The organism is Ruegeria sp. BG7 (genome assembly GCF_056535685.1).
Genome location: NZ_JBQFIU010000001.1, coordinates 2500815 through 2515899, shown reverse-complemented (window position 1 = coordinate 2515899; position 15085 = coordinate 2500815). Strand labels below are relative to the sequence as shown.

15 protein-coding genes are annotated in these 15085 nt (G+C 57.5%); 7 read left to right on the top strand and 8 right to left on the bottom strand.

Going from position 1 to position 15085, the window contains the following annotated elements; genetic code table 11:
• Positions 1-11 precede the first annotated feature (11 nt).
• Positions 12-1097: a polyamine ABC transporter substrate-binding protein gene (locus ACR3EH_RS12485; protein ID WP_171095764.1), complete on the bottom strand. Its 1086-nt coding sequence runs from the start codon at positions 1095-1097 to the stop codon at positions 12-14.
• Positions 1098-1228: 131 nt separating this feature from the next.
• On the opposite strand from ACR3EH_RS12485, the gene ACR3EH_RS12480 reads away from it, so the two are divergent.
• From ACR3EH_RS12480 to ACR3EH_RS12470, 3 genes are all read left to right on the top strand, one after another.
• Positions 1229-1921 (top strand): GntR family transcriptional regulator, encoded by a 693-nt coding sequence (locus ACR3EH_RS12480; RefSeq protein WP_171188579.1) that lies wholly within the window; start codon positions 1229-1231, stop codon positions 1919-1921.
• A 75-nt stretch (positions 1922-1996) separates the two neighbouring features.
• Positions 1997-3394 (top strand): aspartate aminotransferase family protein, encoded by a 1398-nt coding sequence (locus tag ACR3EH_RS12475; protein WP_171188577.1) that lies wholly within the window; start codon positions 1997-1999, stop codon positions 3392-3394.
• Positions 3395-3522: 128 nt separating this feature from the next.
• Positions 3523-4701 (top strand): S41 family peptidase, encoded by a 1179-nt coding sequence (locus tag ACR3EH_RS12470; RefSeq protein ID WP_171188575.1) that lies wholly within the window; start codon positions 3523-3525, stop codon positions 4699-4701.
• 55 nt (positions 4702-4756) lie between these two features.
• Here the strand turns inward: ACR3EH_RS12470 and ACR3EH_RS12465 are convergent, their stop codons facing one another.
• Together ACR3EH_RS12465 and ACR3EH_RS12460 are read right to left on the bottom strand one after the other, a co-directional pair.
• Positions 4757-6049: a lytic murein transglycosylase gene (locus ACR3EH_RS12465; protein ID WP_253762197.1), complete on the bottom strand. Its 1293-nt coding sequence runs from the start codon at positions 6047-6049 to the stop codon at positions 4757-4759.
• Between the two features lie 87 nt (positions 6050-6136).
• Entirely contained in the window at positions 6137-6850 is a 714-nt protein-coding gene (locus tag ACR3EH_RS12460; protein WP_171095754.1) for a helix-turn-helix transcriptional regulator, read from the bottom strand.
• An 84-nt stretch (positions 6851-6934) separates the two neighbouring features.
• Here ACR3EH_RS12460 and ACR3EH_RS12455 point away from each other — a divergent pair, with 84 nt between their 5' ends.
• On the top strand, positions 6935-7633 hold the full coding sequence (locus ACR3EH_RS12455) for a glutathione S-transferase family protein (RefSeq protein ID WP_171188571.1): 699 nt from the start codon (positions 6935-6937) through the stop codon (positions 7631-7633).
• Positions 7630-8016, top strand: a complete 387-nt coding sequence (locus tag ACR3EH_RS12450; protein ID WP_171188569.1) for a DUF1801 domain-containing protein — start codon at positions 7630-7632, stop codon at positions 8014-8016. Before ACR3EH_RS12455 ends, ACR3EH_RS12450 begins: the two co-directional genes overlap by 4 nt.
• On the opposite strand, the gene rnr is transcribed toward ACR3EH_RS12450, so the two are convergent.
• From rnr to dapE, 3 genes are read right to left on the bottom strand one after another with little or no spacing between them, the layout of a single operon-like run.
• Entirely contained in the window at positions 8007-10265 is a 2259-nt protein-coding gene (gene rnr / locus ACR3EH_RS12445; protein WP_171676604.1) for a ribonuclease R, read from the bottom strand. The two genes, ACR3EH_RS12450 and rnr, sit on opposite strands and share 10 nt — an antisense overlap.
• Positions 10266-10312: 47 nt before the next feature.
• Entirely contained in the window at positions 10313-10888 is a 576-nt protein-coding gene (locus ACR3EH_RS12440) for a TIGR04282 family arsenosugar biosynthesis glycosyltransferase (RefSeq protein ID WP_171648345.1), read from the bottom strand.
• Between the two features lie 3 nt (positions 10889-10891).
• Complete coding sequence (dapE, locus tag ACR3EH_RS12435) at positions 10892-12031, bottom strand: succinyl-diaminopimelate desuccinylase (protein ID WP_171648343.1); 1140 nt, start codon at positions 12029-12031, stop codon at positions 10892-10894.
• A 210-nt stretch (positions 12032-12241) separates the two neighbouring features.
• Between dapE and ACR3EH_RS12430 the strand changes: the two genes are divergently transcribed.
• Positions 12242-13300, top strand: a complete 1059-nt coding sequence (locus tag ACR3EH_RS12430; RefSeq protein WP_171095742.1) for a transporter substrate-binding domain-containing protein — start codon at positions 12242-12244, stop codon at positions 13298-13300.
• On the opposite strand, the gene ACR3EH_RS12425 is transcribed toward ACR3EH_RS12430, so the two are convergent.
• Positions 13297-13653 (bottom strand): hypothetical protein, encoded by a 357-nt coding sequence (locus ACR3EH_RS12425; RefSeq protein WP_253284805.1) that lies wholly within the window; start codon positions 13651-13653, stop codon positions 13297-13299. The genes ACR3EH_RS12430 and ACR3EH_RS12425 overlap by 4 nt on opposite strands.
• A gap of 104 nt (positions 13654-13757) precedes the next feature.
• Here ACR3EH_RS12425 and ACR3EH_RS12420 point away from each other — a divergent pair, with 104 nt between their 5' ends.
• Positions 13758-14093: a cupin domain-containing protein gene (locus ACR3EH_RS12420; RefSeq protein ID WP_171648341.1), complete on the top strand. Its 336-nt coding sequence runs from the start codon at positions 13758-13760 to the stop codon at positions 14091-14093.
• Between the two features lie 57 nt (positions 14094-14150).
• Here the strand turns inward: ACR3EH_RS12420 and dapD are convergent, their stop codons facing one another.
• On the bottom strand, positions 14151-14978 hold the full coding sequence (gene dapD / locus ACR3EH_RS12415) for a 2,3,4,5-tetrahydropyridine-2,6-dicarboxylate N-succinyltransferase (RefSeq protein WP_171188558.1): 828 nt from the start codon (positions 14976-14978) through the stop codon (positions 14151-14153).
• Positions 14979-15085 lie beyond the last annotated feature (107 nt).

Genomic DNA, 15085 nt, shown 5'->3' with positions numbered 1-15085 from the left:
GTGAAACCGGATCAGGTACCTGACTTGATCTTGGTCCAAAGGCGGGTCACGACACGCTGCGTTTTCGCAGGGTAAGGCGTCGTGATGTACAGGTTTTGCATTGTCGTATCATCCGGATAGATTGCCGGATCACCAATCACGTCTTCCTCAAGGAATTCCTGCGAGGCTTTGTTGCCATTGGCGTAGTAGACGTAATTGGACGCGGCAGCCATGTTGTTGGCATCCAGGATGAAATTCAGGAACTTATGCGCGCCTTCCGGATTCGGTGCATCCGCCGGGATCGCCATTTGGTCAAACCACATCAGCGATCCTTCCGCGAACGGATGATATTCGATGTTTACACCGTTCTCGGCTTCGGCTGCGCGGTCTCGCGCCTGCAGGATGTCACCAGACCAACCCACGGCAACGCAAATGTCGCCATTCGCCAGCGCGTTGATGTATTCCGAACTGTGGAACTTTTGGATGTGCGGACGAACGCCCATCAGAACGTCTTCGGCTTTCTTGATCACATCCGGATCGTGGCTGTCCGGGTCTTCACCGATATACTGCAAGGTCATCGGTATCATTTCGGCTGGCGCATCAAGGAAATGAACACCACACGACGCCAGTTTTTCCATGTTCTCTGGCTTCAAAACCAGATCCATGCTGTTCAGTGCCACATCGTCGCCCAAGGCTTCCTTGACCTTGTCGACATTCACACCAATACCCGTGGTGCCCCACATATAGTTAATCGAATAGGCGTTGTTTGGGTCATACCCTGCAGTTCGCTCTTGAATAACGTCCCAAAGGTTGCCCGCATTCGACAGTTTGGCCGCATCCAGTTCCTGAAACGCCCCTGCCTGAATTTGACGTTGAAGGAACGTGCCAGAAGGCACCACCACGTCATAGCCCGAACCACCAGCCAGCATCTTGGTTTCCAGAACCTCGTTGCTGTCAAACACGTCGTAGATGAGGGTCAGACCAGTTTCTTCCTCGAATTTGCTCAGAAGCTCTTCGTCGATGTAGTCGGACCAGTTGTAGACACGCACCTCTTCAGCGAAAGCCGCCGAAGTCCCCAATGCGATGACCGCTGTCATGGTCAGCGTTTTGATTGTCATATTCTTCTCCCTGCAAGTGTACGGCTATTTTCCCGTTTTTTTGGATTTGATCAAGTTTTGCGTTTTCCCCTGATCCAGCGTATGGTTTCACGAGGTCTGTCACCTGACAAGTCAGGGTTAGTCGAAATAGGATGAACCAATTGGATTTGATCAAAAATAAGGCATCTGCAACTCCAACCGACAGCGGAAAACAACCCGCACATGAGCAGGTTTATCAAACCCTCAGATATCAGATCCTGTTTGGGGAACTGGTCCCGGGGCAGCCCGTCACAATCCAAGGTTTGACTGATTCGCTGGGTGTTGGAATGACCCCGGTACGCGAAGCGATCCGACGTTTGATCTCGGATGGGGCACTGGTGTTTCAGGGCAACCGCCGCGTCAGCGTTCCGCTTTTGAGCGCCGCCGATATCGAGCAGATGATTTTTGCCAGAATTTCAATAGAATCAGAGCTTTCCAGACGCGCAACTGGCAATTTGCAGGCGGAAAACATTGATCATCTGGAACGCATCGACAAGCATTTGGATCGCATGATCGCAGATGGCGACGTTGGCGGATATCTGCGTTTGAACCAAACGTTTCATGAAACACTCTACTCCCACGCCAATGCCGCTATCCTCATTGATCTTGCCGAACGGCTGTGGTTGCGCTTTGGCCCGTCTTTGCGGGTTGTTTGCGGTCGCTTTGGCACACAGAGCCTTCCTGACCGGCACAAAGATATCATCACTGCATTGCGTAACGGCGACGCTGAAATGGCGGCAAAAGCAACGGCTCAGGACATTGAGCAAGGTATGGAGCTGATCTCGGAGTCCCTCAATTCCGCCTAATTCCCTCCGATTCGATTGACAGTGTAAAATTTGATCATATTGTGATCCCCAACTGCTTTTGTGGGAGAATCTCTGATGTCCACCATCACCAACCATATGCCGACCGCCGAGTTGCAGGCGCTGGATGCAGCGCATCACCTCCATCCGTTTTCCGCCAATGGCGCGCTGGGTCAGGAAGGTGCGCGTGTGATTACCCGTGCCAAAGGGGTTTACCTGACCGATAGTGAGGGTGAAGAGATTTTGGACGCCATGGCAGGTTTGTGGTGCGTCAATATCGGGTACGGTCGCGATGAACTGGCAGAAGTTGCCGCGCGTCAGATGCGTGAACTGCCCTATTACAACACGTTTTTCAAAACGACCCATGTTCCGGCCATTGCGCTGGCCGCAAAAATTGCCGAGCTGGCACCGGGCGATCTGAACCACGTCTTCTTTGCTGCGGGCGGGTCCGAGGCTAACGATACAAATATTCGTCTGGTGCGCACCTATTGGGCCGAAAAGGGCCAGCCGGACAAGAACATCATCATCAGCCGCCACAACGCTTATCACGGGTCTTCCGTGGGGTCTGCTTCGCTGGGCGGCATGGCAGGGATGCATGCGCAAGGTGGCATCCCGATCCCGAACATTCACCACATCAACCAACCCAATTGGTGGGCCGAAGGTGGTGACATGTCGCCCGAAGACTTCGGACTGGCCCGTGCTCGCGAGCTGGAAGAGGCTATTCTGGAACTAGGCGAAGACCGCGTTGCAGCCTTTATCGCCGAACCCGTGCAGGGCGCAGGCGGCGTGATCGTTGCGCCGGATACGTATTGGCCGGAAATCCAACGCATCTGTGACAAGTACGACATCCTGTTGATCGCGGATGAGGTCATCTGCGGATTTGGCCGTACCGGCAATTGGTTCGGTTCGCAAACCGTTGGAATCAAGCCGCATATCATGACCATCGCCAAAGGGCTTAGCTCGGGCTACGCGCCGATCGGCGGGTCCATCGTGAATGACGAGATCGCCCAAGTGATCGGCGGCACCGAGTTCAACCACGGTTACACCTATTCCGGCCACCCTGTCGCCGCTGCTGTGGCGCTGGAGAACCTACGCATCCTCGAAGAAGAGAAAATCGTCGAGCATGTCCGCGACGTAGCAGCGCCCTATCTGAAACAGAAATGGGAGGCGCTGGCTGATCATCCGCTGGTGGGTGAGGCGAAAATCGTTGGCATGATGGCGTCGATCGCGTTGACCCCAGACAAGGCCAGCCGCGCCAAGTTCGCATCCGAACCGGGCACCGTGGGCTATATCTGCCGCGACCGTTGTTTTGCCAATAACCTGATCATGCGTCATGTCGGCGACCGGATGATTATCTCACCGCCCCTGATCCTGACTCCGGCAGACATCGATGAGATGTTTGTGCGGATCCACAAGTCATTGGATGAAGCGCAGGCCGAGATTATTGCACAGGGTTTAATGAAAGCGGCGTCTTAATCGGCGCGGTCGGGAACACGGTAAAGGCGGCTGGAATGGCCGCCTTTTGTTTTTGGGCTTGGCCAGATGATACTGTCCAGTTTAGCCCTTGTTAGACATTCCTTTTTCCCGGGACGTTAGGATCCTTTGTGTCGCTGAGCCAAGACTTCGAATCCATTCTGGACGTCGTGAAACGAACCGACCCAAGCTTTGCGACGGTCGATCCAGGAAAGATCGACGCCAATATCGAAGCTGCGCGGAAGCACGCGACTCGGAATGCGCGAGAGCCGTTCTTGCTGTCGGCAATGCGCCTCTTGGCCCTTTCCGGCAACGGCCACACGCGCCTGATCCCGAACGACGCGATCTCAGTCCTGCCGCTGCGATTTGTGAGCTTTGGGAGATCGGTTTTTCTAACCAAATCCTCAGCGCCATTTGCGGAACTTGCGCCCAGTAAGCTGCTCGGCGTTAACGGTACACCTGTAGAAAAGATCGAACGCGCGGCAGCCTCTCTTCTGTCAGGAACACCGCAACGAAAGCGTGTAATTGGACCTTTGATATTTGCCTGGCCAGCAGCGTTGGCCGAACTGGGTTTCGCACCATTCGACCATGAGACACAGTATCACCTTCAAGGCGCTGACGGGCGCAGACACTCAGTAAGTGTGGCGAACGGCGATACTGTTCTGGCGTCAGAAATGTATCCACGGAACGAACACGGCAAAGTCGATCCCCTAAGGAATGACAAAGGGTTCGTGGAAATCCACGACTGTTCTGAAAATGGTCTCGCTTTGAAGCTGCCAAGTTTCTTCGATCCCAGTGAAAGCGCGCTTGCCGAAGCAATCGATAAAGCCGCCACACAGGTTCGGGCCCGCCGCGACAATTTCCTTGTCATCGATGTTCGGAGCAACACCGGGGGCGACTTTTTGGCAACCATGCCTCTGATCGATGCAATCACCGAAAGTACCCAGCGGTGCGGATGTGCGGTGTTGGTGGACAAATTCACCTTTTCTGCAGCAATCGTCTTTGTCGCGATCCTCAGGTATCGGCTTGGGCACAAGCTGACGATCGTCGGTGAAGAAATGGGCGACGGGCTCAAGTTCTTTGCGGAAGGCGGCTTGATCGAATTGCCGAACAGCGGCGCCGTTGTTCGATACTCAACTGCGCTTCACGATTGGGAAACCGGAACGACGGATCAAACGACGCCGTCTGACATCGCCCGTCAGCTCGTGCCTGTCCATAGGCTTGCAATTGATCGGGAATGGTTTTCGACACCGTTTGACACAACGCCTGAGGACACTGCCTACAACAGGCTGGTTGAAGAATTGGCTTAACGCAGTTGCGTCGCGCACACCCGGCTCAAGCAAACATAGACGGCCCGCTACTCGGTCACCTCAACCGATCCAACAGTTTCACAGTCGGATACCCGTCCGGGCGCAACCCCTGTGCCAGCTGATAGGCTCGCACGGCGTTGATAGTATTTGGTCCGGTACGCCCATCAATGCCCTTTGTGTCGAACCCGGCTTCGGTCAGGCGGGTTTGCAGTTCCTTTTTCTCGGAAAAACTCAACACTCTGTCCGCGCGCGGCCAGTTGGATTGAAACGACACGCCTCCGGCAAGCCGGTCAGACAGATGCCCGATACCGATCACATAGGCGTCTGCCCCGTTATACGCTTCGATCACGCTGAAATTGTCAAAGATCATCAAGGCAACGCCCTGCCCTCCGGCCGGAAGCAGGATCGCCGCCTGACCGTGGTCTGGAACAGCGTTGCCATCGGTTCCCACAACACCCTGTGCAGCCCATTCGGACGGCATCCGGGTGAAGTCTCGCCGGGCCGAAGCGTAGTCAAAGCCTGCGGGCAATCGCACCTCAACCCCCCAAGGTTGCCCCTTGGTCCAACCGTGCTGTGCCAGATACGACGCCGCCGAGGCCAATGCATCCGTTGGATCGTCTGACCAGATGTCGCGGCGGCCATCTCCGTCAAAGTCGACCGCATGATCCAGATACGAGGTCGGCATGAATTGCGTGTGGCCCATCGCACCCGCCCAGCTGCCTAACATGTTCGCAGCGCTGACATCACCTGCCTGCACGATCTGCAGGGCAGCGATCAACTGGGTTTCGAAGAACTGAGCACGCCTTGCGTCAAAGGCCAGTGTCGCCAGAGACCTGAGCGTGCGGCTACTGCCACGATAAGACCCAAACGAGGTTTCCAGCCCCCAGATTGCCGTTACAACCTCTTTCTCGACACCATATTCAGCCTCAATCCGCTTCAGCACTTGCCGGTGCCGTTGCATGGCGGCTCGCCCGTTTGACAATCGCGTGTCCGAAACCGCCGAATCCAAATAAGCCCAAATCGGCTTCGAGAATTCGGCCTGATTTCGATCCCGCGCGATGATGTCTTCGTCAAAGGTTATATCCGAAAACACCTGAGACAGCGTCCGTTGCGATATTCCCTGCTGCCGCGCCCTATCCTGAAACGCGCTCAGCCAGACCTGAAACCGTGCTGCCGCTGCTGCAGAAACCTGCAGCGCCTCGATCGATGGTCGCGGAACGGGTCGAAGCGAAACAGCCAAGTCTGCCGAAGCCAGCTGTATCGTTTCGCCAAGAGCATCACTGCCCGACCATTTTCCAGTGTCTGTTGTGTCCGCCTGCACCATGGATGCCCATAATGCGACGGTCATGACGCCGCCTACGCATTTATGCATACCGATTTTTCCTGATTACTGCTCAACCCTAAGGTAGCGCAAAATCGGCAAATCACAAAGCGCTCAGGCACCTGTCTCGCAGTCTTGTGCTTCCCGGTCGGCGCGGATGCGGGCCAGCACATCGCGCAGCATCGGCACCCGGTTTGGCCTAAAGCTTTGATCCGTCACGCACATATCCTGCATCCGGTCCAGGCGAAAAACGCGAAAATCCTGCCTCAGATGGCACCAGCTGAGCAACACATTCGAGCGGTCCATATAGACGATGCTAAGCGGATCCACGCGCCGACGCGTGGCCTCTCCCTTTGCGTCGGTATACGAAAACTCTACCGTGCGCTCGTCCCAGGCTGCCTGCCGCAGGGTTGAAGCGTCTATCGTCGGTGCCGGAGGACGATTAAATCGGGTGGCCGCCAGAATTGCGTGACTCAGCCTGTGCGACTGACGCGGTGGCAAGCGGCCCTGCAACTTTCGCAGTGCGGCACTGGCGGCATCCGCCAAGGCCGGGTCACCAATAACCTGTACTTCGCGCAGGCCCAGAACCAGCGCCTCAAGCTCATCATCGGTGAAACCCAGCGGGGGCAATGTTGCATCCTCGATCAGGGTAAACCCAAACCCCGCTTCGCCGTCGATAACGGCCCCCAGACCACGTAGCGCATCGATATCGCGATGGATCGTCCGGGCAGACACATCCAGATCCTGCGCCAGTTGCGCCGAGGTTTTCGGCGACGGGCCAGAACGCAGGGCCTGCATCAATTGGAACAGTCGTGCTGTGCGAGACATGATACACCCTAGCTTAAACCTGATGTCAGTAACTGTCATCAGTGCCGACTAGGTATCAAGCATCCCCTTAGACGGAGCAAAGTGATGCTGACCCTTCTCACCTATCCTTCTGCCTTCGGCCTGTTCAGTGCCAGCCCGTTCTGCGTCAAAACGGCTTTAATGCTGCAACATTCCGGCCAGAAATGGCAGCGCTCTGACATGCTTGATCCCCGAAAGATGCCGCACCAGAAACTACCCGTTCTGCGCACGCCCGATCGGTTGATCCCCGACAGTGACCTGATCCGTGACTGGCTGGAACAAGACCAGGGTGCGGATTTCGATCATGGGCTTACAGATGTTGAAAAAGCGCAATCCCGCGCTTTGGTCAGGATGGCCGAAGAACATCTGTATTTTCACATCGTTCTGGATCGTTGGGGCAATGACGACGTATGGCCGATCCTGCGTGAAACCTTCTTTACCGGGATACCGGCCCTGATCCGCAAGCCGGCGTCCAACGCAATCCGAAAGTCTGTTCTGAAGGGGATCACGTCTCAAGGGATTGGGCGGTTTTCGCTGTCCGAACGGTTGGACAGGGTTGAACGCGATCTCGAGGCGATCTCGGCCTATCTTTGGCAATCCTCCTTCCTGCTGGGGGATCAGCCGACGTCTGCGGACATGAGCGTCGGTCCAATGCTAGCTGCAATGCGCGCAACGCCTGCGGATACCCCGCTGACCCGGCGCATCAAACAGGATAATGTGTTGAACAGTTACGTGGACCGGATGGAACAGGCGATACCCGTTTGAAACCTTTTGATAACCCCAAAGTCGCCGCAGCATTCGAGGCCCTGGCACCGCCCGCGCGCGCAGGGGCCCTTGCGCTGCGTGACCTGATCATTGACACGGCAACAACTCTGCCCGCCGCCAACCCGCTGCGAGAGGAGCTGCGCTGGGGCCAACCTGCGTACCTGGCGCCCAAAGGATCAACGATCCGACTGGGGGCACACAAGGCGGCCAATTTTGCACTGTTTGTGCATTGTCAAAGCCGATTGATGGGTGACTTCACTTCAGCCTTCCCGAATGAAGATCGCATTGACGGAACCCGCGCCGTTCTGTTCGACGACCCGCATCAGATAGATCCGAACCGCCACGGGTGGCTGATCGCCCGGGCGCTGACCTATCACCTCTGACGGCGCTTGCGTTCCACCTTGCGCTTGATCTTGTCTTTTTTACGCTTGGTGCTGACAGCCTTTCGGCGGGTCGCCCGCTTGGAATGACCCCGTCCGCGCGGCAGCGCCTGATCGTCGATCGACAAGAGTTCCAGTTCCAGACCACCGGTTACAGGCGTCGCCTCTGTCAACCGTACTGTGACGCGCTGGCCGATGGCGATGATCAGACCGGTATCCGATCCCATCAGCGTCCCGGCCTCTCGATCGAAATGAAAGAACTCACGCCCAAGCGAACGCACTGGCACCAGCCCGTCCGCGCCGGTCTCGTCCATCTTCACGAAGGCCCCGAACCGGGCGATGCCGCTGATCCGACCAGAGAACTCATTGCCCACCCGCTCGCTTAGATAGGCTGCCAGATAGCGGTCAGTTGTGTCCCGCTCGGCCATCATCGAGCGGCGCTCAGTGTCCGAGATGTGCGTGGCTGTCTCGTCCAAGCGCATGATTTCATCCTCGGTCAGCCCGTCCTTGCCCCAGCCATGGGCCGAGATCAGAGCGCGATGTACGATCAGGTCGGCATAGCGGCGGATAGGTGAGGTGAAATGTGCATAGTTGCGCAGCGCCAACCCGAAATGCCCGAAGTTCTCAGGATTATAATAAGCCTGCGCCATCGACCGCAGAGTGGTCAGGTTAATGAGTTCCGCGTCCTCTGTCCCCGCAGCTGCGTTCAGCAATGCGTTCAGATGCCGGGTCTGCAATACCTGCCCCTTGGCCAGGTTCAAACCCGCCGCCTGTGCTGTTTCCCGCAAGCTTTCCAACTTCTCAGGCGCGGGTTCCTCGTGCACACGGAACAGCAGCGGGCGGCGCTTGGCAATCAGGGTTTCAGCAGCGGCGACATTGGCGAGGATCATGAACTCCTCGATCAGCTTATGGGCGTCCAGCCGGTCGCGGAACGCCACGCTCGTCACTTCCCCGGTTTCGGACAGCACGATTTTACGCTCGGGCAGATCCAGCTCCAAGGGCTGCCGCACAGCCCGCGCCTTCTTCAAAGCAGTATAAGCGGCGTAGAGCGGTTTCAGAACCGTTTCCAGCAACGGGCCGGTACGGTCATTCGGGTTGCCGTCGATGGCCTCCTGCACCTCGGTATAGTTCAGAGACGCAGCCGACCGCATCAGACCACGCACAAACCTGTGCCCAATCTTGTTCCCATCCGCATCGATCTGCATTCGCACAGCGATACAGGCGCGGGGCACCCCTTCGTGCAGGGAACACAAATCGCCCGACAAGCGATCCGGCAGCATCGGCACAACACGATCCGGGAAATAGCTGGAGTTGCCCCGCTTTCGCGCCTCACGATCCAGGGCCGTTCCGGGCTGCACATAGGCGGCGACATCGGCAATGGCGACCCAGATCACGTGCCCGCCGGGGTTCTTGGGATCGTCGTCGGTATGGGCATAGCATGCATCGTCATGATCCCGCGCGTCCGAGGGGTCGATGGTCAGCAGCGGCATGTCCCGCAGGTCTTCGCGGCCTTTCAAACCAACAGGCTTGGCCTTGTCAGCCTCATCGATCACTTTGTCGGGGAAATCGTCCGGGATGCCATGCTGATGAATCGCGATCAGTGACACCGCCTTGGGCGCGGTCGGATCACCCAAGCGTTCAACAATGCGCGCCCGCGGCAGACCCATGCGGTTTTTAGGTCCCGCCTGTTCAGCTTCGACCAACTCGCCGTCTTTGGCGCCCAAAACCGCGCCTTCAGGCACCAGCCATTCAGAAGAGCTTGCCTTGTCGATGGGCACAATCCGCCCGCCCTCGGCCCCCTTGCGGAAGATACCGACGATCTTGCGCGGATTAGTACCGATGCGGCGGATCAGGCGGGCCTCGTAATTGTGATCTTCTTCATGCACCACAGTCAGGCGGGCCAGAATTCGGTCGCCTTCACCCAATGCCGGATCGCTTGCGCGGGTGATCAGCAGAACGATGGGCTCGACACCTTCGCCATGCCATTCCAGGGGACGCGCGAACAGATCACCATCTTCATTCGGGGCCTTCACCTGCAACACGCTGACGGGCGGCAGGCGATCCGGGTCACGATAGCTGCGCTTGCGCTTTTCCAGATGCCCTTCTGCCTCAAGCTCTTTGAGAATGCGCTTGAGATCGATCCGATCCGCGCCCTTGATGCCAAAGGCCTTGGCGATATCGCGTTTCGACGTTAGGGTTGGGTTCGCCGAGATCCAGTCAAGGACCTCCTGCTTGGTGGGGATGCGAGTCATATCTTCGGCCTATCACGCGTTTGCGACCGCGTCATGATCAAAAAACTTCAGGCTTTCAGATCGGCTAATGTATCCACATCGCGCAGGTGATCCAGCAACGAAACCCGCGCGCCGGGAACCGTGGCCAACGTGTCCGACAAAGCGTGTTCTGTCGACCAGCGCACATTGCGAAACAGACCTACCGGCAAGGCCGCATAGCGTTGCGCACCAACCAGCCAGTACCCCCCATCCGGTGCAGGGCCGAACACCATTTGAGATCGCCCTAGCGCGTCAAAAGCACCGGCAATATGTCTGCGCGTAATCCCCGGAATATCGGCACCAATCAGGCAAACCGGACCTTTAGGCATGCCCCGCAGCATGCGACCCATGCGCTGTCCAAGATCACCACGCCCCTGTCCCGCGCGCGGCAGGTCAGCTGGCCAGATACGGCTGGTCAGACCCTCGGCATCTGGCGCCACGGCAAGGACGATTTGCCAACGCGGATCACGCAGCCGAAGGATCAAAGTCCGGGTCTGATGCCGGAACCACCAGGCCGCACCAACCATGCCGATATCACGCCCCAGCCGTGTTTTCACACGACCCGGACGCGGCTCTTTCACCATGATCACCAATGTGCGCTGCATGGCTTAGGCAAAATAGTCCGTCAGGATGCGCGTATAGATCGCCTTGAGCTGCTCGATCTGGGCCACCTCAACGCATTCATCCACCTGGTGCATGGTGCGCCCGACCAGCCCGAACTCGACCACCGGGCAGTGGTTTTTGACGAAACGCGCATCCGATGTGCCCCCTGTTGTCGACAACTCGGGCGTAACACCGGTTTCCGCTTCGACCGCTTTGGCCACCAGATCAGACAGTGGCCCCGGCGGGGTCAGAAAGCTTTCGCCGGAAATCTTGATTTTTACATCCATCTCAACGCCGTACTCGGCAGCCACCTGATCGGCCTCTGCTCGCAACCAATCGCTTAGGCTTGCACCGGAATGCAAATCGTTGAAACGGATATTCACCGCGCCGCTGCACCGGGCTGGGATCACGTTGGTGGCAGCGTTCCCGGTGTCGATCGTAACAACTGCCAATGTAGAGGCGTCGAAGTGGTCCGTGCCCTGATCCAGCTCGTGACTTGCCAGCCGATCCATCAGCCGCGCAATCGCAGGTAAAGGGTTCCTGGCCCGATGCGGATAGGCCGAATGCCCCTGCACTCCGGTTATCGTGAACCATGCCGTCATCGAGCCGCGACGGCCGATCTTCATCATCTCGCCCATCGTGTTCGGGCATGTTGGCTCACCGACCAGACAGACCGACATGCGCTCATCCGCGCTGCTCATGTAGTCGAGTAAAGCAGTGGTACCGTCCAGCGCATCACCTTCTTCATCACCCGTGATCGTCAGGATGATGGCCCCGTCCGGCGGCGTGTCGCGCACGAAATCCACCGCAGCGGCGGCAAAGGCCGCAACGCCTGATTTCATATCGGTAGTGCCGCGCCCGTACATCACACCATCCCGCACCTCGGCTCCGAAAGGCGGCATCGTCCAGGCCGCTTCGTCGCCTATCGGAACAACATCGGTATGGCCGTTGAACCCAAAGCTGCGCGCATGGCCTTTCTGGCCCCACCGAGCGAACAAGTTACTGATGCCCCCACGGTCGGCGCGCGTGCACTCAAAGCCCGCATCCGACAGAACCGACCCAAGCAATTCAAGCGCGCCGCCCTCTTCAGGTGTGACCGATGGGCAACGGATCAGGTCAGCTGTCAATTGAACAGGGTCGGTCATGCAGGGGCCTCAGAAGCTACGTCTTTTGCGGGTTCGCGCACAGATTCAACGAATTGGCCGGTTTTCCAACCCCAAATGGCAAAAAAATCGATCACCTGAATGCAAAGGTGTCAAAGCGATACCCCAACCCCATATGACAATTTACCCAGCGACCACCTTGCCGTGCGCCGCACAATCGCGTTACAGGGCCGCGAAACAGGTGAATTGAATATGAAGCGCGCTTTATACGCTCTGATCTGCCTGACTTTCGCCGTCATCGCACAGCAGAGCCTGGCACAGTCCCTTTCTGTCACAACCGTGACCCGCCCTCCGTTTTCCTATGTCGAAGACGGGGCCGAAACGGGTTTCTCGATGGACTTGCTGGCTGCACTGGCTGAGTCCCTGAATTGGGATTACACCGTCAACCGCGTGGATGCCTTTGCAGATATGCTGGGCGCTGTGCAGGACGGGTCTGCTGACCTTGCAATCGCCAATATCTCGATCACGGCGATGCGTGAAACACAAATGGATTTCAGCCAGCCGATCTTTGAGGCCGGGCTGCAGATCATGGTGCCGTCAGACGCAGTTCGCCAGCCTTCCTTGGTACAGGCACTGCTGTCCAAAGAACTCTTCATCGCTATCGGTCTGGCCTTCGCCATTCTCCTTGGCGGCGGCATGTTGATGTGGAGCTTTGAGCGCCGTGCCCAACCCTATTTCGACCGCAAACTGAACGAAGCCTGGTTTCCATCGTTCTGGTGGGCGCTGAACCTGGTTGTGAATGGCGGTTTCGAGGAACGTATGCCCCGTACCCCGTTTGGGCGAATGTTGGGGGTTGTGCTGGTTGTATCGTCATTGTTCATCGTATCGGTTTTTACCGCACGCATCACCTCGGTCATGACGGTGGACGCGATTACCGGCAGCGTGAACTCGGTCAACGATCTCTATGGCAAAAATGTCGGCACCATTTCCAACTCGACCGCGGCAAGTTTTCTAAACCGGCGCGAGATCGAGTTCACCGGCTATCCCGGACTGGAGCAGATGCTGGACGCCTTCAAGGCCGAGGAACTTGACGCCGTCGTGTTTGACGCGCCTGTCCTGTCCTATTTCGCCTCGCATGAGGGACGGCGGATCGCGTCTATGACGGGTGGCATCTTCCTGCGCGAGAATTACGGTATCGCCTTCCCGACAGGCTCGCCGCTGGTCGAGGATGTCAATCAGGCCCTGCTGGCACTGCGCGAAGACGGAACCTATGACGAAATTTACCGCAAATGGTTCGGGATGCGGAACTAGGCTTCTGCCTCGTCTCCAAAAAACGGCGTCATCTGCGCAACGATTACAGCATTTTCGTCCAGCGCGCGCTGCATTAGGGCACGTTCGTCCGGTTCGATATCGTGCCCCTGCGCCTCGCGTTCGGCGAGTGTGCCATACCCGGTGACGTCCAACGGTGCCGTGTCGGCCTGCTTCAGTATCGCTACCGTTTCGCGCACGGCCTCGGCCTCGTCGACGCCACTGGCATAGCAGATCAACGCCGCGCCGGTCGCCCCTTCGGGCAGCCCGTCACCATCCTTGCGGCCGATCTGGACCAGAAGAGTATAAACTTGCTGACGCGAAGGTTTCTTTTGCTTTTCCATGCGCAGGGCCATAGCTGCGTGCCCGCCGACGGTCAAGAAGCCCGGAATTGCAGACAGGCAATCTGGCGTCCATAGTGCCGGGAAACAGCCGAACCATGACAAAACAGGACAATTTCATGACCTATCCCGATTTCATCACAGCATTTCCCAGCCTCGATGTGCCGTTCCCAGAAGACGTCGTTCAAACCGCCGTGATACGGTCGGATGCAGGATTGGTCGCGTTTTTCACGTTTCTCAAGGACTTCGAACTGCCTGCACATTCCCACAAAGCCCAATGGGGAACGGTAATTGAAGGCGAAGTTGAACTGACTATCGGTGCAGAGACCAAAACATACCGCCCGGGCGACAGCTATTCGATCCCATCGGGGGTCGAACATGGCGGTAAGATCAAGGCGGGTACTCGGGTGATCGACGTTTTTGAAGAACCGGACCGCTATCCGATCAAAGTCTGAATCACAAAAAAAGGGCTGCTGCAAAAGCGACAGCCCTTCATTGATGTTTTGGCGGTTTTAGTCGCGCAGCAGCTCGTTGATGCCTGTTTTTGAGCGGGTCTTTTCGTCCACTCGCTTCACGATCACGGCGCAGTACAGGCTGATGTTATTCTTCGAAGGCATCGAACCGGCAACGACCACCGAATAGGGCGGTACTTCGCCATAGGTGACTTCTCCGGTTTCACGGTCCACGATCTTGGTGGATTTACCGATGAACACGCCCATTCCCAGAACAGAACCTTCGCGGACGATGCAACCTTCGACCACTTCCGAACGTGCGCCGATAAAGCAGTTGTCCTCGATGATGGTCGGGCCAGCTTGCATCGGTTCCAGCACGCCGCCAATGCCGACACCACCGGACAGATGAACGTTTTTGCCAATCTGCGCGCAGGATCCGACCGTGGCCCATGTATCAACCATGGTGCCTTCGTCGACATAAGCGCCCAGGTTCACAAAAGACGGCATCAGAACGGCGCCAGGCGCGATATAAGCAGACTTGCGGACAACGCAGTTCGGAACGGCGCGGAACCCGGCTGCTTGCCATTGGCTTGCGTCCCAACCGGCGAACTTGCTGTCCACCTTGTCCCACCAGCCGCCAGCCTGCGGACCACCGGACTGGATTTCCATATCCTTGATGCGGAAGCCCAACAGAACCGCTTTCTTGGCCCACTGGTTCACATGCCAGTCGCCATTCTCAAGCTTTTCCGCAACGCGCAGCGACCCGCTGTCCAGCGCGTTCAGCGTATCCTCGATCGCTTCACGCTGTTCGCCGGTGGTGGCGGGCGTGATTGTGTCGCGCGCCTCCCAGGCGGTTTCGATGGCGGCTTCCAGTTGCGCGTTGGACATGGGGCGTCTCCCTACAGAATCTGTTCGTGTCGGTTTGGCCTATACGCAAGTGGAACCCATGGCGCAATGCGACGAACACAGGTCATTTTGCGTCTGAAAGGTCTGGA

Bases quoted from the DNA above. Each gene is read 5' to 3' on its own strand.
- dapE (WP_171648343.1), bottom strand. From the start codon at position 12,031: ATGACCGACCCTGTTCAATTGACAGCTGACCTGATCCGTTGCCCATCG.
- ACR3EH_RS12485 (WP_171095764.1), bottom strand. From the start codon at position 1,097: ATGACAATCAAAACGCTGACCATGACAGCGGTCATCGCATTGGGGACT.
- ACR3EH_RS12420 (WP_171648341.1), top strand. From the start codon at position 13,758: ATGACCTATCCCGATTTCATCACAGCATTTCCCAGCCTCGATGTGCCG.
- ACR3EH_RS12465 (WP_253762197.1), bottom strand. From the start codon at position 6,049: ATGACCGTCGCATTATGGGCATCCATGGTGCAGGCGGACACAACAGAC.
- ACR3EH_RS12460 (WP_171095754.1), bottom strand. From the start codon at position 6,850: ATGTCTCGCACAGCACGACTGTTCCAATTGATGCAGGCCCTGCGTTCT.
- ACR3EH_RS12480 (WP_171188579.1), top strand. From the start codon at position 1,229: ATGAACCAATTGGATTTGATCAAAAATAAGGCATCTGCAACTCCAACC.
- ACR3EH_RS12425 (WP_253284805.1), bottom strand. From the start codon at position 13,653: ATGGCCCTGCGCATGGAAAAGCAAAAGAAACCTTCGCGTCAGCAAGTT.
- ACR3EH_RS12455 (WP_171188571.1), top strand. From the start codon at position 6,935: ATGCTGACCCTTCTCACCTATCCTTCTGCCTTCGGCCTGTTCAGTGCC.
- dapD (WP_171188558.1), bottom strand. From the start codon at position 14,978: ATGTCCAACGCGCAACTGGAAGCCGCCATCGAAACCGCCTGGGAGGCG.
- ACR3EH_RS12475 (WP_171188577.1), top strand. From the start codon at position 1,997: ATGTCCACCATCACCAACCATATGCCGACCGCCGAGTTGCAGGCGCTG.
- ACR3EH_RS12430 (WP_171095742.1), top strand. From the start codon at position 12,242: ATGAAGCGCGCTTTATACGCTCTGATCTGCCTGACTTTCGCCGTCATC.
- ACR3EH_RS12440 (WP_171648345.1), bottom strand. From the start codon at position 10,888: ATGCAGCGCACATTGGTGATCATGGTGAAAGAGCCGCGTCCGGGTCGT.
- rnr (WP_171676604.1), bottom strand. From the start codon at position 10,265: ATGACTCGCATCCCCACCAAGCAGGAGGTCCTTGACTGGATCTCGGCG.